Annotated in this window: 18 protein-coding genes and 1 pseudogene; 10 read left to right on the top strand and 9 right to left on the bottom strand. The window is 58.2% G+C overall.

What is annotated here, in order from left to right:
• Window positions 1-52 precede the first annotated feature (52 nt).
• Complete coding sequence (locus tag IGX34_RS10965; RefSeq protein ID WP_192555774.1) at window positions 53-505, top strand: hypothetical protein; 453 nt, start codon at window positions 53-55, stop codon at window positions 503-505.
• Window positions 390-1,397, top strand: a complete 1,008-nt coding sequence (locus tag IGX34_RS10960; RefSeq protein ID WP_192555773.1) for a dienelactone hydrolase family protein — start codon at window positions 390-392, stop codon at window positions 1,395-1,397. The genes IGX34_RS10965 and IGX34_RS10960 overlap by 116 nt, the downstream gene beginning before the upstream one ends.
• Window positions 1,398-1,502: 105 nt before the next feature.
• Here the strand turns inward: IGX34_RS10960 and IGX34_RS10955 are convergent, their stop codons facing one another.
• From IGX34_RS10955 to IGX34_RS10945, 3 genes are all read right to left on the bottom strand, one after another.
• Window positions 1,503-2,456 (bottom strand): hypothetical protein, encoded by a 954-nt coding sequence (locus tag IGX34_RS10955; RefSeq protein ID WP_192555772.1) that lies wholly within the window; start codon window positions 2,454-2,456, stop codon window positions 1,503-1,505.
• Between the two features lie 332 nt (window positions 2,457-2,788).
• Window positions 2,789-3,190: a RidA family protein gene (locus tag IGX34_RS10950; RefSeq protein ID WP_192555771.1), complete on the bottom strand. Its 402-nt coding sequence runs from the start codon at window positions 3,188-3,190 to the stop codon at window positions 2,789-2,791.
• 118 nt (window positions 3,191-3,308) lie between these two features.
• Complete coding sequence (locus IGX34_RS10945) at window positions 3,309-3,836, bottom strand: P-loop NTPase family protein (RefSeq protein ID WP_192555770.1); 528 nt, start codon at window positions 3,834-3,836, stop codon at window positions 3,309-3,311.
• A gap of 213 nt (window positions 3,837-4,049) precedes the next feature.
• Between IGX34_RS10945 and IGX34_RS10940 the strand changes: the two genes are divergently transcribed.
• Window positions 4,050-5,846 carry a chloride channel protein gene (locus IGX34_RS10940; RefSeq protein WP_192555769.1) on the top strand — a complete coding sequence of 599 codons (1,797 nt, stop codon included), beginning with the start codon at window positions 4,050-4,052 and terminating at the stop codon, window positions 5,844-5,846.
• Window positions 5,847-6,594: 748 nt separating this feature from the next.
• Here IGX34_RS10940 and IGX34_RS22490 read toward each other — a convergent pair.
• Window positions 6,595-7,389, bottom strand: a pseudogene (locus tag IGX34_RS22490) (glycosyl hydrolase family 28-related protein); the annotation flags it as partial.
• Window positions 7,390-7,765: 376 nt separating this feature from the next.
• Between IGX34_RS22490 and IGX34_RS10930 the strand changes: the two are divergent.
• Window positions 7,766-8,104: an STY0301 family protein gene (locus tag IGX34_RS10930; protein ID WP_192555767.1), complete on the top strand. Its 339-nt coding sequence runs from the start codon at window positions 7,766-7,768 to the stop codon at window positions 8,102-8,104.
• 54 nt (window positions 8,105-8,158) lie between these two features.
• On the opposite strand, the gene IGX34_RS10925 is transcribed toward IGX34_RS10930, so the two are convergent.
• Complete coding sequence (locus tag IGX34_RS10925) at window positions 8,159-8,560, bottom strand: winged helix-turn-helix transcriptional regulator (protein WP_192555766.1); 402 nt, start codon at window positions 8,558-8,560, stop codon at window positions 8,159-8,161.
• Between the two features lie 93 nt (window positions 8,561-8,653).
• Here IGX34_RS10925 and IGX34_RS10920 point away from each other — a divergent pair, with 93 nt between their 5' ends.
• Window positions 8,654-9,379 (top strand): SDR family NAD(P)-dependent oxidoreductase, encoded by a 726-nt coding sequence (locus IGX34_RS10920; RefSeq protein WP_192555765.1) that lies wholly within the window; start codon window positions 8,654-8,656, stop codon window positions 9,377-9,379.
• Between the two features lie 148 nt (window positions 9,380-9,527).
• Here IGX34_RS10920 and IGX34_RS10915 read toward each other — a convergent pair whose 3' ends face one another.
• A complete protein-coding gene (locus IGX34_RS10915; protein WP_192555764.1) occupies window positions 9,528-10,514 on the bottom strand; it encodes a phytanoyl-CoA dioxygenase family protein in 987 nt (328 codons plus the stop codon).
• A gap of 976 nt (window positions 10,515-11,490) precedes the next feature.
• Between IGX34_RS10915 and IGX34_RS10910 the strand changes: the two genes are divergently transcribed.
• The 3 genes from IGX34_RS10910 to IGX34_RS10900 all read left to right on the top strand — a co-directional run bounded on the left by IGX34_RS10910 (window position 11,491) and on the right by IGX34_RS10900 (window position 16,222).
• Window positions 11,491-13,035, top strand: a complete 1,545-nt coding sequence (locus IGX34_RS10910; RefSeq protein ID WP_192555763.1) for a serine hydrolase — start codon at window positions 11,491-11,493, stop codon at window positions 13,033-13,035.
• Window positions 13,036-13,154: 119 nt separating this feature from the next.
• Window positions 13,155-14,126 (top strand): SOS response-associated peptidase family protein, encoded by a 972-nt coding sequence (locus IGX34_RS10905; RefSeq protein ID WP_192555762.1) that lies wholly within the window; start codon window positions 13,155-13,157, stop codon window positions 14,124-14,126.
• 341 nt (window positions 14,127-14,467) lie between these two features.
• A complete protein-coding gene (locus tag IGX34_RS10900; RefSeq protein ID WP_192555761.1) occupies window positions 14,468-16,222 on the top strand; it encodes a LysM peptidoglycan-binding domain-containing protein in 1,755 nt (584 codons plus the stop codon).
• A gap of 99 nt (window positions 16,223-16,321) precedes the next feature.
• Here the strand turns inward: IGX34_RS10900 and IGX34_RS10895 are convergent, their stop codons facing one another.
• From IGX34_RS10895 to IGX34_RS10885, 3 genes are all read right to left on the bottom strand, one after another.
• Window positions 16,322-16,762 carry a hypothetical protein gene (locus IGX34_RS10895; RefSeq protein ID WP_192555760.1) on the bottom strand — a complete coding sequence of 147 codons (441 nt, stop codon included), beginning with the start codon at window positions 16,760-16,762 and terminating at the stop codon, window positions 16,322-16,324.
• Between the two features lie 235 nt (window positions 16,763-16,997).
• The gene (locus IGX34_RS10890) at window positions 16,998-18,293 is read right to left on the bottom strand and encodes an MFS transporter (protein WP_192555759.1); all 1,296 of its coding nucleotides are present in this window, start codon (window positions 18,291-18,293) and stop codon (window positions 16,998-17,000) included.
• A gap of 296 nt (window positions 18,294-18,589) precedes the next feature.
• Window positions 18,590-19,192: a TetR/AcrR family transcriptional regulator gene (locus IGX34_RS10885; RefSeq protein WP_192555758.1), complete on the bottom strand. Its 603-nt coding sequence runs from the start codon at window positions 19,190-19,192 to the stop codon at window positions 18,590-18,592.
• Window positions 19,193-19,480: 288 nt separating this feature from the next.
• Between IGX34_RS10885 and IGX34_RS10880 the strand changes: the two genes are divergently transcribed.
• Both IGX34_RS10880 and IGX34_RS10875 read left to right on the top strand, forming a co-directional pair.
• Entirely contained in the window at window positions 19,481-20,311 is an 831-nt protein-coding gene (locus IGX34_RS10880; RefSeq protein WP_192555757.1) for an SDR family NAD(P)-dependent oxidoreductase, read from the top strand.
• Between the two features lie 74 nt (window positions 20,312-20,385).
• Complete coding sequence (locus tag IGX34_RS10875; protein ID WP_192555756.1) at window positions 20,386-20,970, top strand: YceI family protein; 585 nt, start codon at window positions 20,386-20,388, stop codon at window positions 20,968-20,970.
• Window positions 20,971-21,200 lie beyond the last annotated feature (230 nt).

Below are 21,200 nucleotides of genomic sequence, written 5' to 3'. Positions count from 1 at the left end.
TGTGGCGGGCGGGTGATTTATGCAACCATCCGCGGCTTCAAGGAGAACCCGCATGCGCCTGATCACGCTCCCAGCTGTGTTGCTCGCGTTTGGCCTGGCCGCTTCGCATGCATCCGCGCAAACCGCGCCGACGTTCCGGTTCACCGAGCAAGCTGGCCCTTATGCAGTGGGTCTCAGGCAGGTCGAGCAATACGACCGCGCCCGCATCTTTCGCAATCTCACCGACGATCTCAGCAAGCCGCAGCACGGCGAGCGTGCCCGTCCGCTGCAAACCTTGATCTGGTATCCGGCGCAAAAAGGCGACGGCAAGCCGATGACCGTGCGCGACTACATCGAGCTGACGGCAACCGAGACCAGTTTCGGCACACCGGGGCACCACCACGCGCACTATGACCATCGACTTGGCCGGGGCGAATACGCAGGCCGGCGATATCTCCTATCTGATCGGCTACGCGCAAAGCCTGCCGGATACGGATATGTCAAAAATCGCCGTGGCCGGCTATAGCTGGGGCGGCCTCGCCGCCCTGTTCGCTGCCGCACGCGATAATCGGATCGACGCGCTGGTATCGCTCGACGGCAGCCTGCGTTACTTCCCTGCCCTGGTAAAACAATCGGGCGATGTGCAGCCGGAACATATGGCGCTGCCCTTGCTGGCGTTTACCCAGGGAGAAATCAGCCTGGAAGACGAGCAGCGCTATTTCAAGGACGCCAGCCAGGGCCCGGATGTGCTCAATGCATGGACGCATGGCGATCTGATAACCGTGCATATGCTGGGACTGGCCCATGTGGAATTCAGCTCGACCAATCAACGCAACGAATCCATGTGGAAACTGGTAAGCCTGAAAAACGACTACCAGCGCGAAGACGGCATCACCGGCTACGCCTTGATGGCGCGCTACACCCTGCAATTCCTCGATGCCTACCTCAAGCACGATGCCAGTGCCCTGGCCTATCTGCAGCAGACACCGGCCCAGCACGGCATACCCGCCCACACTATTACCGTGAATTTTCGCCCCGCCGAGGGTGCGCCGGCATCGATCGATACCTACCGCGACGCCCTCGGCCGCCAGGGCTTTGCGCATGCGGTGGAGGTCTATGCGTCGATGCAGAAAGAAAACCCGGATTTCAAGCTGGACGAAACCGCCATCGACGATTGGGCACAGCGGCTGATCGCCGAAGACCACGTGCCCGAAGCCGTTGCCCTGTTAAAGCTCAACGTGCACAACCATCCCGATTCGGATAGCGCTTATCGCAGCCTGGGCGAAGCTTACGCACGGCAAGGCAATCAGTCCCTGGCACGCGCCAGCTATCAGCACGCACTGGAAAAGAACCCGCACGACAGCGATGCCATCCAGGATCTGAAGGAGCTGCAAAGCCAAAGCTCTGCGAAAAAATAGTCCGCGGCGTAAGGCGACAGGTACGCAAGCCGCCCGGCGAAAACGCCACCGAGCGGCCTGATTTGCAACAGCACGGCAAACTATCGCGCCGCGTGCACCCTCATATCACAGACCCGTATTGATGGCGTTCGCGTAAGCGGCGGTCAACGAGGTGGTAGTACCGCCGCTGGTATAGGTCTTGCCGGCGACATCGTCATAAAGCCACAGGAACGCGCCGGTAATACCGCATTGCTGCTGCCAGCCGGCGACCGTGGATTGCGCCCCGCTGACTGACACGCCACCGCCGACACTGCTGTCGGCGACACCGGGATAAACCGGAACCCCGCCGAAATCCCAGCCCGAACACGGGCTGTTGCCGGCACCGCCGGAATAAGCCTGCAGATGCACGCCATCCACCGTACCCGGCAATGCACTGTTGATACTGGCCACCAGCGAAGTCCAGTAGCTGGCATTGGTATACGCATCCGGCATCACGTGATAGCCGAGATTGCCGAGCATCACGGCAAACTTCTCCGTGGACGACGCGTCGTAGCCGTTTTCATCGTCCAGGTCGATCGCATCGATGGAGGGGATGGCCTGCTTCAAGGCCTGGAAATCCTTGTACAGGATGCTGTCCGTGCCAGTGCCGCCACCGGCACCCGTGCTGTTGACCAGCGCCTCGATATCCTCGAAATCGCCGTAATTGGACGAGCCGATACTGAAGGTAATGCGCTTCACCCCGGCATTTTTCAGCGCCGCCAGATTGGAAGCGAAGTTCGGATAGGTCTGGTTGCCCACATAGGCCCCGTTGGTCACCAGCGGAAACTCGCCGTTGAAGTTCAGATCGCCAGACGCACTTACTTCGACGCTCCACACAATCACTTCGGTAAACCCGGAACTGCTCAACTCGGCGATATTGTTGTTGAGGTTCTTGTAAATGGGGCCGCCGCCGAAAATGCCGGTATAACCGGTCGACTGGGCAAAGGCGGCCGATGTGCCCAGGCCTAAAAACGAAACGAGCAATGCTGCGGCCAGGCGGGAACGGTTCCGGTTGCAGTGACGCGAAGTTACTTGGTCCATAAGTCTTACTCCGGTGAATGCTGAGTCGTAGATGCCAACGACGATGCCCAGAGCGTTCCGAATTGAAGACACAAAGGCCCGTGGCACGGCTCCCCTCGCCTGCCAGATGCACTTCCATCGATGTAGTGGGATCGCCGTACCGGTTGCTGATCAGATCGACAAAAAAATCACATACACGCGAATTTCACGGGATTAGATCGATCTAAGCGCAACTGACAGGGACAGTATTGCAACGCGTTCTATTGCGCACGCTGCGACGCAAAATGCGCAGCATCAAATCTCATACGGGATCTCTTTTTAGACGTCTAAACAAACCGTCTGGATCACAAAAATCATGAAGCCATCCATGCCACCGCCTCGATCTCGAGCATAGAATCCGACCGGAACAACCCTGCAACCTGCACCAGCGTGCTCGCCGGAGGCGTTTTGATATCGGCAAGATGCCGGTCGCGTGCTTCGCGGAATGCCGGCAAATACGCCATATCCGTGATGAATACCGAGATTTTTATAATGTCCTTGAACGACCCGCCGCGGGATTCCATCGCCAGGCGCAGATTGCGAAACACCTGGTCGGCCTGCAGCGCAAAATTACCGGGCCCGACCAAGACACCGGCCGCGTCCAATGCCACCTGGCCGGCGATAAACACCATCTTTCCTCCGCTCACTTCAACCAGCTGGGTGTAGCCGGGTGGCGAAACGAGCGTATCGGGGTTGCTGAATACAGGTGCGGACATGATGCTTGCTCCGTGTAAGGTCCAGGCATCTTGCAGCGCCGATCGCAACCGAACAATGCACGCAGCATTGAACAGGCCGTGCAAAATAAAGAACGCAGCAGCTAGCCGTACATACGGATCACCGCTGCAAACCCCATGCTTCGTAACAAGCCCGTACCGCACGCCGCGAAGGCAGATAGACCTTTGCCAGGCTGACTTGACGATAGATCTCCCGGTAGCGCCTGCGATTGAGCGGCGTGGTCACGCTTATGTAGTGCAGCATGCTCCATTTGACGCGCTCGCCCGCGCCTTCCAATGCACCGACCCGGCCGCTCTCCAGCAGCGTGCGTCGCAAATAGCGGAACAAGCTGGTGGCGGTGGAAACATCCAGCAGAATCACCCCCGTTGCACGCTGCAGGCGCTGCGGCATGCACGAAGAATAATTGCCGTCGATCACCCAGCGCTCGGCGCCAATGGCCTCGTCATGCAGCGCCAGAAATTCCGGCGCCGGGCGCGGCAGCCAATCCGAGTTCGGCAGATGGTGCAGTTGATCGAGGTGAACCACCGGTGCACCGAGTTTTCGCCCCAGCGCCGCCGCCAGCGTCGACTTGCCGCTATTGGAGGGGCCCAGGATGCACACGCGTTCACCAAGCTCAGACAACTGCATACCCCCCCCCGCTCATTGAAGCCCCCGCAATGTAGCCGATCTTGCGCAGCGCATTGTGGCCGCAAGCAGACAAGCACCTGATCCGCGGGCGGGAATACGCTATTCTCGCCAGGCACGCATTCGTGCCCGCCCAACCAGCCCGCAAGCATGCGTTGAATCCGAGCGGCTCCTCGATACCGCCCGGGCCGTGGTTGACCCTCAGCGGGGATCCCAATGACCAGCATCGCGCACGGCATCACGCGCATTTATGAGAAGTGGAAGCGCGACACGCTCAGCCAGAGCGACTTCCACCCCAGCGTCAGCATCCTCAAACTTTCGTTGATGGCCGTGTTTATCGGGATCGCAGCCGCCCTGGTGGCGTTTGCGCTCTATCGCATGATCGGCCTGGTGACCAACCTCGCCTTTCTGCAGCGGTTGTCGTTCGATTTCGTGTCGCCGTCGAGCGGCCATTCGAAATGGGCCATCGTACTGGCGCCGATCGTGGGCGGCCTGATCATCGGCTTGATGGCGCGCTTCGGCTCCGACCGCATTCGCGGCCACGGCATCCCCGAAGCACTGGAAGCGATCCTCTTTCGCAAAAGCAAGATGATGCTGAAAGTGGCGATCCTGAAACCGCTGTCGGCGGCCGTGGCGATTGGCACCGGCGGCCCGTTCGGCGCCGAAGGGCCCATCATCATGACCGGCGGCGCCGTCGGCTCGCTGTTCGGCCAGATGTTCTACCTCACTTCGATCGAGCGGCGCACCCTGCTGGTGGCCGGCGCCTCCGCCGGCATGGCCGCCACCTTCAGCACCCCGATCGCCGCCACCTTGCTGGCCGTGGAACTGCTGCTGTTCGAATGGCGCCCGCGCAGCATCATTCCAGTCGCCATCGCCTGCTTCGTGGCCGATGCGCTGCGCCCCTTCCTGCTTGGCAACGGTCCGCTGTTTCCCATCCCCGTGGAATTCCATCTGCAACTGGTGGATCTGTGCATGGCCGTAGTCTGCGGCTTTCTCGCCGGCCTGCTCGCCACCGTGCTCACCGCCGCCATCTACCGGGTGGAAGACGGCTTCAACAAATTGCCCATCCACTGGATGTGGTGGCCCGCACTCGGCGCCATCGCCGTCAGCATCGGCGGCCTGCTCGAACCGCAGGCGCTGGGCGTGGGCTACGACATGATCGACCAGCTGCTGACCGGCAAACTGGTCGGCGGCGCCATCCTGGCCTTCATGCTCGCCAAATCGCTGATGTGGGTGATCTACCTGGGCTCCGGCACCTCCGGCGGCGTACTCGCACCACTGCTCGCATTGGGCGCCGGGCTAGGCGGCCTGGAATCGATGGTATTTCCCGGCAATGAGCCACTGCTATGGCCGTTGCTCAGCATGGGTGCGATGCTGGCTGGCGTGATGCGCCTGCCCTTCACCTCGATCCTGTTTGCACTGGAACTCACCCGCAATGCCAGCGCACTCCCCGCCCTGCTGGTCGCCTGCACCACCGCCTACGGCGTCAGCGTCTTCCTGATGAAACGCTCCATCCTCACGGAAAAAGTCGCCCGCCGCGGCTTCGACATCTTCCGCGAATACACCGTGGACAGGCTTGAACATATGGCGGTGAAGGATGTGATGAGCACCGAGATCATGAGCATTCCGGGCGATATCAGCGTGCGTGAAGCCACGCAGAGATATTTCGGCACTGACCAGAAATATCGCGCCTATCCGGTGGTGGATGGCGAGGGGCGGCTGCTCAATGTGATCAACCGCGATGAACTGGCGCGCCTATGGCAGGCCGATCCGGAAGGTGGTGCGCGGCTGGTCGATGCGCTGGAGAAAGATCCGGTGGTGTCCTTTCCCGATGAGAGCTGCAAGAGCGTGGCGATTCGTGCTGCCGTGGAGAAGCTGGATCGTATTCCGGTGGTGAATGCGGATACGCAGCTGTTGCTTGGCATGGTTACACGGTACGACTTGCTGAAGCCGTATACGCATCATCATGAGGAAGAGCGGATACGGGAGCGGTTCTTTGGGCATGGGAAGTAATGGCTGAATAGGAGATCTTGGCGAATTCAAAAATACTGCGCCACGATGCTCCCCCTTCTGCTTGGGTACCTTGGCAAAACCGACGCGCCACCCAATTAATCAAGACGGTTCAAAGTCCCTCACCGTCATCCCAGCGAAAGCTGGGATGACGGGAAAAAGCTTAGAAAGCCTCTTATTGCAGTCCTATTCTTAGCAGGAAAGAAAAGCATTCCTTCCGCAATTCAAATCAGACGCCAAGACAACCGACAACCATCAACGAAGACGGGTTTGAATCCGCCAAGGTTGCGGAAGCTACATTTCCGGTCAAATCCACAAAGCCGATGGAAGTATTAGCGCCATTGTAAGTGCGAATTCCGCACTGCTGGCCTCCGCCAAATACCGTATTACCTATGGATCCACCGGATACAATCATCCGCCCTCCTTCATGATGAATGCCGCACTGTTCGCCTGCCAAATTTGACCTTCCATTGTCGAACGCAGAGCATCCCGTAACATTGGCTGTCACCGCCTGACTGTAGATGCCATTCTGAGAATGACCACCGCAATAGCAGGACGTGATATCAACACTCTGATTATTGGAACTGACAAAAATTCCACAACCACCGTTTGATGCCGGATCCGACTGAGCAGGCCCGGTTTTGCCCGTCCCAGCCAATTCGGTAAAAGTATTCCGCACACTGTGGGCACCACCATAAGTATCGAGAAATACTTCGTTATTCGCGTCTTGTCCAAAGAAACAATCGCTGATACGCACGCCTTGAATAGGCGAAGTAGCGAGTCCAAGCGCGACAAACCCACATCCAGAGTTAGCAAAAGTAAGGCACCTGGAAAAGGCGCCGACAGACATGCTGGAAGAGCCCGATGACGACGTCAAGAAATAGCCAGCCTGACCATTTTCCTGAGCAAGGCAGTCCTCGTAATACCATTGTGAACCAGGATTTGCAGGCGAATTTGTCTGATAAAATCCATAACCAAAGTTGGATTGCGAAATACACCCTTTTACAAAAGACAAATCAGTGGCTGCCAGTGAAAAGCCAAAAGAATTATTCTGTGAAATGATATTTTCAATTCTCGACTGCGAAACGGTTCCAGTACAACTTATCCCATGGCCGCCATTCGTCGGTGTTCCACTATGCATGACAGTCATGTCTCTAATGAGAAAAGAGATGGAGCCACCAGCAACAGAAACCACAGGACTGGAAGCGGCACTACATGCAAGCACCGTGGCCGCCTGCGCAGCCCCGACAAGTGACTTATAGTTGCCGGAGATAAGGACAGACCCACTAATTACATAAGTCCCCGGCGCCAAATCAACACGAACATCTGATGCCTGACTCGCCAATGCCGCATTGATGGCCGCAGTGCTGTCGGTCGAACCGTTAGCACTTGCGCCAAACCATTCAGCCTTCACGACCGATGGATTACAGTTCCGATACCAGCTTCGTCCTGAGGCGTCGTTGATGATCGTTCCTCCATTGGCCGATGCCGAAACACCTGTGGCAAAGATGCCTCCACCACCATCCGTTTCCGATACATAGCCCATTACAATGCACTGGCTCTGTGTCAATGTCGCAGACGTCGCAGCCTGGAGATCCGCGATCGTAGTGATCACTGCGATGTCATCCGTGCTGGAGATAGTCTGTGCCTTGGCCTCAGTAGCCAATGCCATGGCTGCGATGACGGACGCCCCCTGTATAAAACTACGCCTTTCCATACCTTTCCCCTGAATTAGATAAATATCACCCAAGATAACTTGGCGATCCTGCCCACAAGCAGGATCACCATTAGAGCAAAGTCGGCCAAGATATTGCTTACTGCGTTGCTAGCCACTGGTACCGCATATATATCGCCAGCGATCATGCTCAAGGGCATAATCGACTCCTGCACCGGAGACGAACCGGAGCAAGAAACCTGACAAAATGGCGACCAAAGGAACGAACATCACGCGATCCAGTGCAGCACTGGCCGTCGTCATGGCCATTCCAACCTGTGCCGCGTGCGATGCGGCAGCGAAGCACCACTATCAATGCCCATCATCCTTGGCTGACCGCGGAAGCCAGCACGCATTGGTACACGCGGATGTCTTTGATGGGCCGCCGGAAGACAAAGCCTTTCTCCGAGCATGGGGCGACCTGAAAGGTGGCGATATCTACTTGGTATGCAGCTACGCCGAAACCGATAAAGTCGTCAGCATCCACGCGATCGGAGTAAATACCTGCGGCGACTCAAGCAAGCCAAGTACGGCTTATTGCGACTAGAACAGCCACCGCCATTCAAGACTGCCGCAGAGCAAAGCCCACCGATCAGCTTAACTACCCTCCCCGCTCTTCACCAGTCGCTTTTTTACCATCGTGAGCAACCCGATGGTCTTCAATATCGCCGACATGCTCCAGCGTCCAGCTGGCCAATTGCAGCAACGGCTCAGACAGCGAGCGACCTAACGGCGTCAACGCATACTCGACCTGCGGCGGCACGGTGGGATAGACGGTGCGCGTCAGCATGCCATCCCGCTCTAGCGCCTTCAGCGTGCGCGTGAGCATCTGCTGGGAAATACCGCCGATCAGGCGCTTCAGCTCGTTAAAGCGCCGCGGCTTCTCGGTGAGCATCAGGATCGACAGGATCGTCCATTTGTCGCCAAGCCGGCCGAAGATCTCGATAACCCGCTGGCAGCCGGGATGAATGCCCGGTTGTGGCGGCGCGTCGGTCACAACCATGTGACTAGGTACCGAAAATAGGCGTTCTTGTGACATGTGCGGCCTACCAACACTATCTGGTCAGCGAAACATACCACCCCTCAGGAGTTTGTCATGGCTGATCAGAAAACCGTTGCCCTCTTCGGTGCCGGCACCGGACTCGGTGCGTCCCTGGCCCATCGATTCGGGCGCGAAGGCTATCGGGTCGCACTGGTTGCGCGACGGGCCGAGGCATTGCAGGAACGTGTCGCCGAATTGGCAAAGGCCGGCATCGAGGCCGCCGCCTTTCCGGCCGACCTGGCCGACACGAGCAAGATCCCCGCGCTTGTAAAGTCCATCGAAAACCAGTTCGGCGACATCGATATAGCTGTTTACGCACCGGTACCTGCAGACGTCCATTTCGTGCCGGCGGTGTCGCTCAATGCAGCCGAACTGCAATCGATGGCGAACGTCTTCACCTTTTCGCCCATCGAGATGTCGCATGCCGTGCTGCCCGGCATGCTGGCCCGCGGCAACGGTGCCGTGGTTATCGTGGGTGGGCTTACCGCTGTGGTACCGATGGCCGGACTGAGCGGCGTAGGCCCGCTGATGGCCGCCGCACGCAATTATGTCTACACGCTCAATGCGGAAGTGACGCCAAAGGGAGTCTATGCCGGCACGGTGAATATCGGCGCTGCCATCGATCGCTCAGCAGGCCTGCGCGCGATGACGGCCAACGGTACAAAGCTGGATCCGAGTTTTCCCGTTATCGATCCCGACGACATTGCCCAGGAAATCTGGTCGTTGGTGACACAGCGTGACCGGATCGAATGCATTCTGCCGGCACAGCCATCGGCCTGATGAGGCATTCCGCTTTTTAAATTACTGAAGCGGTTGTTCGGTGTAAAAGCGGCGATATACGCGGCCATCATTCCGGCGAAGGTCGGAATGACGGCTTGGTGGTATGCGCATTGCTAAATGAAAGAGGGTGTGCACCCCCGCAACACCATCAATTCCTCCACTCATTGGTAAACGCATAACGCGTAGGCTGCAGCGACATGTACTGCACCACCCGCGGCCTCTGCGCACGGTTTGGACTGCTGCCATGCGGCAACAGGTGATTCCAGATGATCATGTCGCCGCGCTTGGCGGCAATCGGCGTCATCGTCAACGTACGTCCCGCATACTCCTGCACGCTCTGGCCGACGGGAACGCTTTGCAGCCATTCCTTCAGCGTGCGATGAAAACCCGGCACACAGCTGAAAGCACCCTGGTCCTCCGCCACATCGGCCAGATAGAGGATGCCCTGCAATTCCAAGCAATGCGGCTCGGCGAGGGTGGCGTCCCAGTGCAGATGCGGCCCGGGAAACATCCAGTTTTGGCGTTCCGGCGGATTCAAGCCGACCTGGTCGACAGTGACCCAAAGATCTTCCCTTCCCCACAGTTGGGCGTGGGCCTTATGGATACGTGCCGAGCGACGATTGGCGACCAGTGCCGGATGCCGCAGCAGCGGCACCCAGATGGAATGGCCCAGTGATTCGCGATACCAGGATTCCGGGTCGTCGCGGTTCATCCCCAAAAAATCGTAGACGGCCAACTCGGTGCTTTCCGCCGCTTCCGGACTGATCGCGTTGCGCAGAATCACGTAGCCATGTTCGTCCCAGTGTGCAAGGTCGTCCGCGCTCAGGCCTTCGACGTGGTCGAGATTGCCGACTTCCGCACCCACGGCCTCGCCTGCCAGTGCACGCCGCAAGCGATCCAGCGAAGCGTCGGTCAGCTCGCCGCCATTGCACTCCCGCACCCAGGCTTCGAATTGTGCATAACTTGGCTGCTTTTGGTGCAAATAGCGCAGGGTTTCCAGCACGTTGAGGCGCAGGCCGGCCAGCAAGGTCTTCACGACATCCTGCGGTAGCGGCGCAGCGGATCCTGGCTGGCGCTGGCAAGTCCAGTAGGTGTGCAATTCCTGGATACCGAGACTGGTCGGCGTCTCGGTCATTGTGCTCTTCGCTGCTTCAAGCATTTTCCCAGCCCCCTGGGCGTCTTGGCGACGCTGCATGGAATCATGAGGGGTTTCGTGGCGATGGGAAAGTGTTCTGTACCTGCGGGCTCCCCACGTCTTTGCTTGGGCACTTTCGCAAAAACCAGCGCGCGGCCCCAGTTAATCAAGACCCTTCAAAAACCCTCACCGTCATCCCAGCGAAAGCTGGGATCCAGCGTCTTTCCGCGCCGAAGGCACTGGATCCCAGCTTTCGCTGGGATGACGAGCAAAAGAGTATGCCCCCATTCTCTATTTGCGAGTTGCCATCAACGCATATGGAGTCGCCAAGTTTTAGTCGCCTCGGCGCAATCTCCGATTGACCAGCACCTTTCAACGTACCTCACCGTCATCCCAGCGAAAGCTGGGATCCAGCGTCTTTCCGCACCGAAGGCACTGGATCCCAGCCTTCGCTGGGATGACGAGCAAAAGAGCGTGGTCGCCCTTCTCTATCTGCGAGCTGCCATCAACGCATGTGGAGCCGCCAAGTTTTAGTCGCCTCGGCGCAATCTCGATTGACCAGCACCTTTCAACGTACCTCACCGTCATCCCAGCGAAGGCTGGGATCCAGCGTCTTTTCGCACCGAAGGCACTGGATCCCAGCCTTCGCTGGGATGACGAGCAAAAGAGCGTGCCCGCCCTTCTCTATTTGCGAGCTGCCATCCACGCACATGGGGTCGCCAAGTTTTAGTCGCGCCAGCGCAATCTCCCATTGACCAGCACCTTTCAACGTACCTCACCGTCATCCCAGCGAAGGCTGGGATCCAGCGTCTTTCCGCACCGAAGGCACGGGATCCCAGCTTCCGCTGGGATGACGAGCAAAAAGCGCGGCGCCTCCCTATCAATTGCAACCTGCCCCGACACAAACTAGACCACCAAGTTTCAGGTCGCATAAGCTTCGAACCCATCGACAGCACTGCCAATTCCGGGGGGATTTATGCCGCATCGTCGAAAGATCGCACTTGCCACCTTGCTCCTCACGCTCTGCGCGGGAACCTCGCAGGCTGCGCCACCCGCCACCCCGCTTACCCTGCAAAGCGTGGTGCTGACACTCCCCGCCGAAACCGGAAAACCACCCCTCACCTTTACCCTCGGCGACCTTATGCGGATCTACAAGGTGCCGGGCGTCAGCATCGCCTACGTCGAGAACAATCAACTCGCCTGGGCAAAGGGCTACGGCATTACCGCCCCAGGCTCGACCGCCCCGGTCACCACCGGCACGCTTTTCCAGGCCGCATCGATCAGCAAGCCAGTGACCGCCGCTGGCGGCCTATGGCTGGTGGAGCACGGCAAACTCAACCTCGATAGCGACGTCAATCAAACGCTGAAGAGCTGGAAGGTGCCGGAAAACACCTATACCGCCAAAGCCAAGGTCACGTTGCGGGGCCTGATGAGCCACAACGCCGGATTGAACGTGCACGGATTCGCCGGCTACGCCCAGGGCACGCCGATTCCGACTACCGAGCAAACCCTCGACGGCGTGGCACCGGCCAACAATCCGCCGATCCGCGTCACCACCGTTCCCGGCACCGAATGCATCTACTCCGGCGGCGGCGTCACCATCGAGGGCCTGCTGATCAAGGAGGCTTCCGGCCAGCGCTTCGAGGATTTCATGCGCGAGCACGTGCTGCTGCCGGCCGGCATGACCAGCAGCAGCTTTGACCAAAACTTGCCGCCCGCGCTGGCGGCAAGGGCCGCCTCCGGCACCCATGCCGACGGCACCATGGTGCCTGGCAAATGGCATATCTACCCCGAGCTGGCACCCGACGGCCTATGGACCACGCCCAGCGACCTCGCCCGCTTCGGCATCGAGATTGCCAAATCACGCGAAGGGCAAGCGAACCACATTCTTTCAACCGCCATGACGCGGGAAATGCTGAAGCCGCAATGCCACGACACACCTGGCGATGCGGGCGGCGTGGGCCTTGGCTTTGGCGTGGGTTATCACGGTTATCCGGGGCAGTTCCGGCATAACGGCGCCAACGATGGCTTTGAGTCCTATCTGTTTATGGACGCCGATCGTGGCTGGGGTGTTGCGCTGATGGGGAATTCCGATGCTTTCCAATCGATCTATCCCTACGTAGCCGAAACTCTTGCGCAAGCCCATGGCTGGCCCTATCCCAGCAAGGGGATGCCCTTGAGCGACAAGCTGACTTTGATCGGGGCGAAATTCGGTGTGCAGGCTGCGCTGGCGAGCTACGAGCAGGCGCGGAAATCCGGAGTGGAAGAAGCCAACAGCTCCGTGCCGCTTAATGCCCTGGGTTATCAGCTATTGGGCGACGGGAAGACTGACGATGCCATCCGGGTTCTTCAGCGCAACACAGTGCTGTTTGCCAAGGATGGGAATACGTATGACAGTCTCGGAGAAGCCTATGCCAAGGCAGGTAAGAAAGACCTTGCTATTCGGAACTACCAGAAGTCGCTTGAGCTTGATCCCAAGAATGACAATGCGCGGGTGCAGTTGAAAAAGCTTGGGAACTAGCTTTGCGACGGCAGGCATAAGGATAAGAGCCGCATTTAAAGAGCAGCCAACAGCCAAAAGCTCGCCATGTTGGCGCCTCAATCCTCTCTGACACACCAGTCTCGACTAAGGATCTTCGCATGTGTTACTCGGCTCAGATTTACGCCGACTTCCGCAAGTACGAACATCTTGGCGGCACGCCAGAACTACGCGAATTCGCCCTATTTTTTGAGGAGCGCAAGAAAAAAGGAGACTGGATGAAGCGCGTGCCCAAGCCAATGCGTGACGCGTTCAATAGCCCAAGCAATGAGAGCGAGCGTGAGATAAATGACATTGCTCAAACAGCATACAAAGATGCCGTATTAGAACTTGAGGCTGAAATTACAGCACTTTCTGAGCACCTGATGAAAGCCATGGCAGCCCAGACATCGATCAACCCTAGCAACATGACACACGTCGGCCTGCTCTCTGCAAACAGCAAGATAAGCAAGGCACGAGCGAAACTAGCTGCACTTGGCGACAAGGCCGACGCCGACGGACTCGCCCGCATATGGTTTAATTCTTTCTGTCCGCTTCTGATCCGCAGCCCAGGAACAGGGCAACGATCTATCGTACCTATGCGTTACCAATGCCGCCTTCCTGGCTGGACGACCAAGGACGAATGGTTCAACCTGAAAACCAAAATCGCGCGCCGCGAAGAACTTTTTACAGAATGGCGCCAACTATTCGGGCACAACCACGGCGTCATTGTCGCTCGGCGCTTTGATGAAAGCGTACCGCTTCATCGCATGGAGCAACGCGAACAAGATCCAGATGAAAGTGAGAGTAACGTAGTTATTAAATTCGAGCCGGATCCAGAGCAGGATTTGCTGCTTGCATGCCTGTGGAATTACACCGAGGCATCCGAAAATGCGGCCGGCTTCTATTCGTTTGCCATCATTAAAAGCGAGCCGCCGCCTGAGGTTTCGGCAGCGGGCAGTGACCAATGCGTGATCGCCATTAAACCGGAGAACTTAGAGGCTTGGCTCAATCCCCACGCACATACGTTGAACGACATGATTGCAATCCTTGATCATCCCGTCGAAGTGCACTTTAAGCATGAAGTCTTGTGATGACGGCTGATCTGCGTTAACCATCCATCCGCGCTCCTATTGAAGCATTCGCATTTTGATCTTGCTGCCAAGTGCCTTGATCAAGTAACGCATATCGCCGCAGCAAGCTGGCGGCCTCAATAAAACGGCGTTCCATCCCTGATTGCCCCAATCCAAAACCTCGGCAGCCCCAGGCGGCCACCGGGATCAGCTAGGGCCATCCCTAGCTTGGGTTTTCCCTAGCTAGGGACAATCCCGATGTCAGCACCTCGACACACATGCTGGAATGCCCCCTAGATCGCACCGGGAGCCACGCCAGCCGGTTGATCCATCTCCATCAGCCGCCCCTCCCCGAGGTGACCATGAGCACCGTCTCCGCCGTCAGACTCGCTGCTTCGCCCGCCAACAGCAACGATGCATCCAGTTCCTACACCGTGCAGCACGGCGACACGCTCGCCGGCATCGCAGCACACTTCGGCGTGTCGCTGGCCGCGCTGGAAGCGGCCAATCCCTCGATCAACAATCCAAATCTGATCTACCCCGGCGACCAGCTGACCATTCCCGGCGATCACACCGGCAACGCTTCCGCCAGTGGCAGTCAATCGGTGAGCGGCGGCAAAGGCGCGGCCGCCTCCAGCTACTCGATCAGCGAAAACGGCGTGAAGATGATTGAGGGCTTCGAGGGTGGTCCGTATCTCAACGCCTATCCCGATCCCGCCACTGGCGGCGCGCCGTGGACGATCGGTTATGGCCATACTGGCGGGGTGACGCCGGGCGAGCACATCACCCAGGCGCAAGCCGAACAGTTTCTTAAAAGCGATCTGCAAAGCGCCGAAAACGCCGTGCGCAACAGCATCCATGTGCCGATCACACAAAACCAGTTCGATGCCTGCGTCAGTCTGGCCTTCAATATCGGCGGCAGCGGCTTTGCATCGTCGGATGTGGCATCGCGCCTGAATGCGGGCAACTACGCCGGCGCGCAGCAAGCATTCGGCGAATACAACCACGCCAACGGCATGGTGCTGCCGGGCCTGACCCGGCGCCGCGCCGCCGAAGCAGCCTTGTTCGGCAGCAGTGCACCCAGTGGCAGCAGCAGTACATCTGCGCCCGGTAAATCGAACCCCGGCTCGTCGTCGTCGCCGAGCACGGGCAGCAGCGAGAACAATTACACCGTGCGATCGGGCGATACGCTGAGCAGCATTGCCGCCAGTCATGGCATCTCGCTCTCAACGCTGGAAGCGGCCAACGAGCAGATCGCCAATTTCAACACCATCTTCCCGGGTGAAGCGATCCATCTGCCGGGCAGCCAGGGCGCTACGTCCAGCAGCAGCAACTACAGCGTGCGCGCCGGCGATACCCTCACCGGCATCGCCGCCAGCCATGGCGTTTCGCTGGCGGCACTGGAAGCGGCCAATCCGCAAATTGCCAACCCCAACGTCATCAGCGTTGGCGAGACCATCCATATACCGAGCGGCTCCACCAGCAGCCAGCCCACTGCGCCAAAACCGGCCAGCAGCAATTACGTAGTGCGCGCGGGCGACACCATGTCCGGCATCGCCAGCAGCCACGGTGTTTCGCTCTCGGCGCTGGAAGCCGCCAATTCACAAATCACCAATCCCAACCTGATCCATATCGGCGAAACGGTGCATATACCGGGCGGCGGTGCCGTAACTTCGCCGTCCGCGCCCGGTACGGTCAAAGGCAGCAACGCGGCGGCGATGGCGCAAAAATACCTGGGCCGCTACGAGACCGATCTCGAAGCGCACGGCATCACCCAGGCCGGCGTGGATCCCAGCGAATCCTGCGCCAACTTCGTATCGTCGATGCTGCAGCAGGCCGGCCAGATCAACTGGCACAGCATCAACGTCGGCGACTTGACCAGCCGACTGCAGCAACAGGGCTGGCACAAAGTCAGCCTGGCCAGCGCCAAGCCTGGCGACGTGTGGATCTGCCACGACATCAACGGCGAAGACCACACCGAGATTGTGGCCAGCAACACCAACGGGCACGTCACCCTGATCGGCTCCAACAACACCCCCGATCCAAATAACCAGCAGATCAACTACGACAACTACTCGGCGAGCATCGACGGCTCTTACATCCTGGCGCCGCCCTGATCCGACAGCAGACGCCAAAGCCGGGCGCATACGCTGAAGCCCGCGCGGGCCTGACGAAGCATTCGAGCTACGGATAGGGCCGCCCGGGCACCGAAGCGGTCAGTTACCACTGCCTTCGTCAAACAGGCTCGACGGCGCACCGTAGCGATGGCTCCAATCCGTCCACGGCACATCGGTCGCCCCAATGGCCTCCGCCTGCACGCTCCACTGCCCCTGCTTACGTTGCAACAGCGCATCGTAGTTGGCGGATTTCTGACCATGCCGGGAAGCATCTTCATAACGCGTGCCGGCATAACTTATCGGCTGGCCATTAGGCCCCTGCATCCTTGCATGCAGAAACGCCCAGTCACCCAGCACGCGCAACCGTTGCACCTCGAAGTGCACCGGCTTACCCAACTGGGTCTGCGCACTGTTGCCGGCCACCTCCAGCACGCCAAGGCGCTCGGATGACGCCACCGCAGACGCTGGCGGTGCGGTCTGTGCGCAGACTTCACCTGTCACGGCGGGTACCAGCAAGATGGCAAGCAGGATAGGACGCATGGCAAGAACACTCCTGGGGCGATAACGACCGATGCCTCGGCAGGCGGGCCACATTACAGTGGCCGACCGCATAACCGCGTGTACGCGCCATCGGGATGTCGGGGGGGCCAGGGTGTTGGATCAAGCTTGCGATACCAAGCCCAACCAACAACACGATGGCCAACATGCGGCCCGCGCTCAGATTGATTTTTTTCCGTGCTTATCCAAGATCGGCTCCGACTCAGCGACGCTTTTCTTATCGAAACCGCACGTAAAGAGGCGGTTTGGAGAGTTGTTCGGTATCAGACTTCGGCATGACATCGCTTTGCGCCATCTCGCTGCGCTTGATTGAAACGGCGAGCGCCCATGATGCCAACAGGGCGACGGGTAACCCAAGCATCCACGGGAGTCGTTCTGAAAGCCCGTAAAGAAACATTCCGGAGGCAGGGCCTATCGAATCTTTCAGGTCGTTCGCCGTGGAAATGGCGGCCAGGTACGAAGCGCGCGCGGAGGGAGGCGCCAAGGCATTGACCGTTGCCGGCACCAGCGGACCCCATAGCGCTTGCGCGAAGGCAAGTAGCGTCAGGCTGGCGCCAAGCGTGAGTGCGCCGGGCTCGATCAATAGCAGCCCGAAGCTACCCGCCAGCAGCGCACCCGCCCCTAGGATCAAAGGAAATGCGGGAACGTTGCCACTCCACTTCGTAATAGGCCATTGCACAAGCGTGCCGACGGCTGCGGCATAGGTAAACAGTAGCCCGATCTGGGATGTTGAAAGAGCATGGGCACCGTGCGCGTAGACGGGTATCACCACTTCCGTCCACCCTCCAACGATTTCGATGATGGTGAACCACAAAAGAAGCGCCGCCATTCGTCGGTCGCGAAAGGCCGGCAGGAGTGTGGCCAAGCCTTCCTCCTCTTCTTCTGCCGGCACGCTGCCATCTCGCTGATCGTTCTTCAACCAGGTTTCCGGAAGTACAGCCACAACAAGCATCCCGGCACAGAGCAGCGATAATCCACACCCGGCGAACACCGCGCTCAACGATATGAGCGCCAGCACTGCCCCCAATGCAGGCCCAACAATGTGCCCAAGGTTGGAGGCGATGCGGGCGGCTGCATAACGCATGCGCAACCGCTCGGCAGGCACCACATCGGCAATAACGGTGGCGATGGTTGGATGCAGCGCACATTCGAAAACCCCAATGCCGACCAGGCATAGCCCAATAGCTATCACCTGATGCATATGCGCAAGCAGCAGAAAACCGCAGCCAACACCCAGGCTTGAACAGAGCAAGACAGGACGTCGCCCTACGCGATCCGCGATACCGCCAAGCAAAGGTGTGGCAAGTAGTTCGCCGCCGGCATAGCACGCCAACAACAGGCCAATGAACCGTATAGGTATGTGTGCCTCTTGCTGAGCCCACAATGCAAAAAAAGGCATCATGGCGCCATCTGCAAGGCCGGCCATGAAATAGAGACACATCGCCACGATATCGGGCGCGGCGCGGTACTTGGGAGAAAGAAATGGTCTTGCGAGGAAGGTTAGCGTTTTCATGTCGTCAACTCGGGCGCATGAACGCGAGCAACTGTCTCACGTTCTAATTGCGCGTTGGTTGACGTAAACGCTTACGGCAGCTTGACCCCGCTGCGGGGCGGACCATAACACCCTCAGTGTGGCCAATTCAAGCATGGCTGAGGGACGTTTTCTTTGTGCCGACACATACCCAGATTGCGGGGCAGTTGTGGACTGACCGTTTGGAGCTGACGAAAAGGAGCCGGGGTAGTTAGCCCACTTTAACCATCACCGGCCCTATTACCCCTGCCCTATTACCGTGAAGCGTCGCGCACAAATCAAGGCATGATGACTTCATCGAGTGACGCGAAGGCTTCATCGATGAAATGCGTGAGAGGCTGGACCTCATCCGCCAGGCGCCAGTTATCTTTAGCGAACCGAAGCGTGCTCATGGCGATCATGGCAGAAAGCCGTAAAACAGGACGCTTTGCGGGATCAGGCCAAAGCTCATACATGGCTTCCGCTAGCACTTGCTCCAATTGGACATGTAGCGCTTCCTTACGTAACCGCAGCGTTTCGATCGACCGCAAAATGCGGTCCGCCATGACCGATTCCTTCGTTTCGTACATAGAGGCGAGCGAAAGAAAGGTCTCCCGCGCCGCACTGAGTGGGGACTGCTTGGGCGACTGCTTCAGAAAGGTTGGGCGTAAAAGGCGCGGGATATTGCCGCTCTCATGTGCAAGCAGAACATCTTCTTTCGATTTCAAATAATAGAAGAACGTGCGGCGCGATATGCCCGATGCTTCCGCGATGGCGTCGAGCGTAGTGGCCTCATAGCCATTTTCCATAAAGAGCCGAAGGCCCGTTTGGGCGATTTGATCGAGTGTCACTTGACGCTTGCGTTCGCGCAGATCGCTCTTGGGTTTCTTAGTAGTGCTCATTCTTCACAGCCGCTTCGAGGCATAGCTTTCCAAAGTAGGTGGCAGCAGTGCTCGACTGAATGCCGACATCAAGAGCTTGGGGTACCGGTACATGCCCACTCTCACTTTTGGATTATGCCTGCCAAGTAAACGGAACAGCCCTGGGTAGATCACCAGTCCCAGGCGGGAGCTCTGGAGCGCGTTGATTGTGCCTGGCGGTGAACACTGAGTTTCACAGCCGATTGTTGACTTAATTACACTCAGTGCGATATTTTGCACTAAGTGTAATTCAACAGAGAGGCAATAACCATGGCGACTTCAAAGGTTTGGCTCATCACGGGTACGTCGAGCGGCTTCGGTCGCGTGTGGACTGAGGCCGCACTACAGCGCGGCGACAAAGTGGTGGCGACGGCGCGAAATGTTGGCGACTTGGAAGCATTAGTCGCGGCTCACGGCGATGCCATCTTGGCGCTGCCGCTAGACGTTACGGATCGCGATGCGGTGTTCGACGCCGTGCAGCGGGCGCATCAACACTTTGGGCGTCTCGATGTCATCGTAAGTAATGCGGGCTACGGCTACATGGGTGCGCTTGAGGAGCTTGAACCCGAACAAGCCAAAGCAAGCTTTGAAACCAACGTATTCGGAACGCTTTGGGTTATTCAGGCCGCACTACCGATTTTGCGTGCGCAGAAGAGCGGCCACATCCTGACGCTGTCCAGCATCGGCGGGGTGATCGCCTTTCCGACGGGTGGAACCTATACCGCGACAAAGTTCGCCGTTGAAGCCATGTCCGAAGCGCTATCAGCCGAAGTGGCTTCGTTTGGCATCAAAGTCACCATCATCGAACCGGGTCACTTCACCACGGGGTTTCGGGCGGCTGTCCAAATGCCACCAACGCTTGAAGCTTACGACTCGATTCGCCAAGCAATTCGCGCGTCGTTCAAACCGGAAGACTTTGGCGATCCGGCCGCAACGTCGGCGGCAATTTTCAAGGTCGTCAACACCGAAAAACCACCGCTTCGTCTGGTGCTTGGCGCGACGACGATCGCCAAGTTCATGGCCGTCTACCAAGCACGGATGAACACCTGGAATGAATGGGCACCGGTATCTATCGACGCTCAGGGCACCCAGCACGCGTAAATTCGCGACACACGCAGCGTTATTCAAAAGCGCACACGTTGTTTCTCCGAAACCCTATCCATCGGATCTTGCCTATGAACGCTCTACGCAATGCCATATGTGCAGCAGTGCTGATAAGCCTTGCACCACTGAGCCCTGCATCGGCTGCAGACACTTACGTATTGGACCGGGCCCATACCCAGGTCATTTTTACAATCAACCACCTCGGCTTCTCGACCATCACCGGATCGGTTCGCGACCTCAAAGGTACGCTGCTTCTTGATACAACGAAACCGGAAAGCAGCGAAGTCACGGTAACGATGGGTGCCGACAGTATCGATACGGGCTTTGCAGCGCGCGACAAAGATTTGCAAAATCAGATGTTCTTTAACGTAGCTAAGTTTCCGACTATGACGTTCAAGAGCACGCACGTCACGATGACCAGCTCAAAGACCGCCGACATTCAGGGCGAACTGACGTTACTCGGCGTAACTAAGCCACTGACCCTGAAAACCACGTTCAATCGCATGGCGGAAGACACGATTGGAACGAAAGTTTACAAGGCAGGCTTCACAGCCACCACGACCCTTAAGCGCTCGGACTTTGGCATGAAAGCTTACGTTCCCTACGTGGGAGATGATGTTCACGTGACGATCAATTTTGAAGGTATCAAACAGTAGGTGGATGATTAGCACCTACGCATCAGCGTTCGATCGTAGTATTTCAGCGTAAACGATTTAGGCTAATCAACCCATGAAATTATTACTGCTCTGAGTGGCCTGCACTAACTGGTCCAGATGTAGGGTTAGTTTAAGCAGCGAGCTTCAGATGTACATCCTGGATGGCTGGCAGGACAGCTTCAGGAGCCGGTGGCCGATAATTCAACGCGCTATGCGGCCGAACCGTGTTG

The organism is Dyella acidiphila, from assembly GCF_014863405.1.
In the GTDB taxonomy this organism is placed as follows: domain Bacteria; phylum Pseudomonadota; class Gammaproteobacteria; order Xanthomonadales; family Rhodanobacteraceae; genus Dyella_B; species Dyella_B acidiphila.
The sequence above is the reverse complement of the archived record's forward strand: the minus strand, read 5'-3'. Positions and strand labels throughout refer to the sequence as shown.

Coding starts and splice junctions, on each gene's coding strand:
- IGX34_RS10965 (WP_192555774.1), top strand. CDS start 53: ATGCGCCTGATCACGCTCCCAGCTGTGTTGCTCGCGTTTGGCCTGGCC.
- IGX34_RS10960 (WP_192555773.1), top strand. CDS start 390: ATGACCATCGACTTGGCCGGGGCGAATACGCAGGCCGGCGATATCTCC.
- IGX34_RS10955 (WP_192555772.1), bottom strand. CDS start 2,456: ATGGACCAAGTAACTTCGCGTCACTGCAACCGGAACCGTTCCCGCCTG.
- IGX34_RS10950 (WP_192555771.1), bottom strand. CDS start 3,190: ATGTCCGCACCTGTATTCAGCAACCCCGATACGCTCGTTTCGCCACCC.
- IGX34_RS10945 (WP_192555770.1), bottom strand. CDS start 3,836: ATGCAGTTGTCTGAGCTTGGTGAACGCGTGTGCATCCTGGGCCCCTCC.
- IGX34_RS10940 (WP_192555769.1), top strand. CDS start 4,050: ATGACCAGCATCGCGCACGGCATCACGCGCATTTATGAGAAGTGGAAG.
- IGX34_RS10930 (WP_192555767.1), top strand. CDS start 7,766: ATGGCGACCAAAGGAACGAACATCACGCGATCCAGTGCAGCACTGGCC.
- IGX34_RS10925 (WP_192555766.1), bottom strand. CDS start 8,560: ATGGTTGTGACCGACGCGCCGCCACAACCGGGCATTCATCCCGGCTGC.
- IGX34_RS10920 (WP_192555765.1), top strand. CDS start 8,654: ATGGCTGATCAGAAAACCGTTGCCCTCTTCGGTGCCGGCACCGGACTC.
- IGX34_RS10915 (WP_192555764.1), bottom strand. CDS start 10,514: ATGACCGAGACGCCGACCAGTCTCGGTATCCAGGAATTGCACACCTAC.
- IGX34_RS10910 (WP_192555763.1), top strand. CDS start 11,491: ATGCCGCATCGTCGAAAGATCGCACTTGCCACCTTGCTCCTCACGCTC.
- IGX34_RS10905 (WP_192555762.1), top strand. CDS start 13,155: ATGTGTTACTCGGCTCAGATTTACGCCGACTTCCGCAAGTACGAACAT.
- IGX34_RS10900 (WP_192555761.1), top strand. CDS start 14,468: ATGAGCACCGTCTCCGCCGTCAGACTCGCTGCTTCGCCCGCCAACAGC.
- IGX34_RS10895 (WP_192555760.1), bottom strand. CDS start 16,762: ATGCGTCCTATCCTGCTTGCCATCTTGCTGGTACCCGCCGTGACAGGT.
- IGX34_RS10890 (WP_192555759.1), bottom strand. CDS start 18,293: ATGAAAACGCTAACCTTCCTCGCAAGACCATTTCTTTCTCCCAAGTAC.
- IGX34_RS10885 (WP_192555758.1), bottom strand. CDS start 19,192: ATGAGCACTACTAAGAAACCCAAGAGCGATCTGCGCGAACGCAAGCGT.
- IGX34_RS10880 (WP_192555757.1), top strand. CDS start 19,481: ATGGCGACTTCAAAGGTTTGGCTCATCACGGGTACGTCGAGCGGCTTC.
- IGX34_RS10875 (WP_192555756.1), top strand. CDS start 20,386: ATGAACGCTCTACGCAATGCCATATGTGCAGCAGTGCTGATAAGCCTT.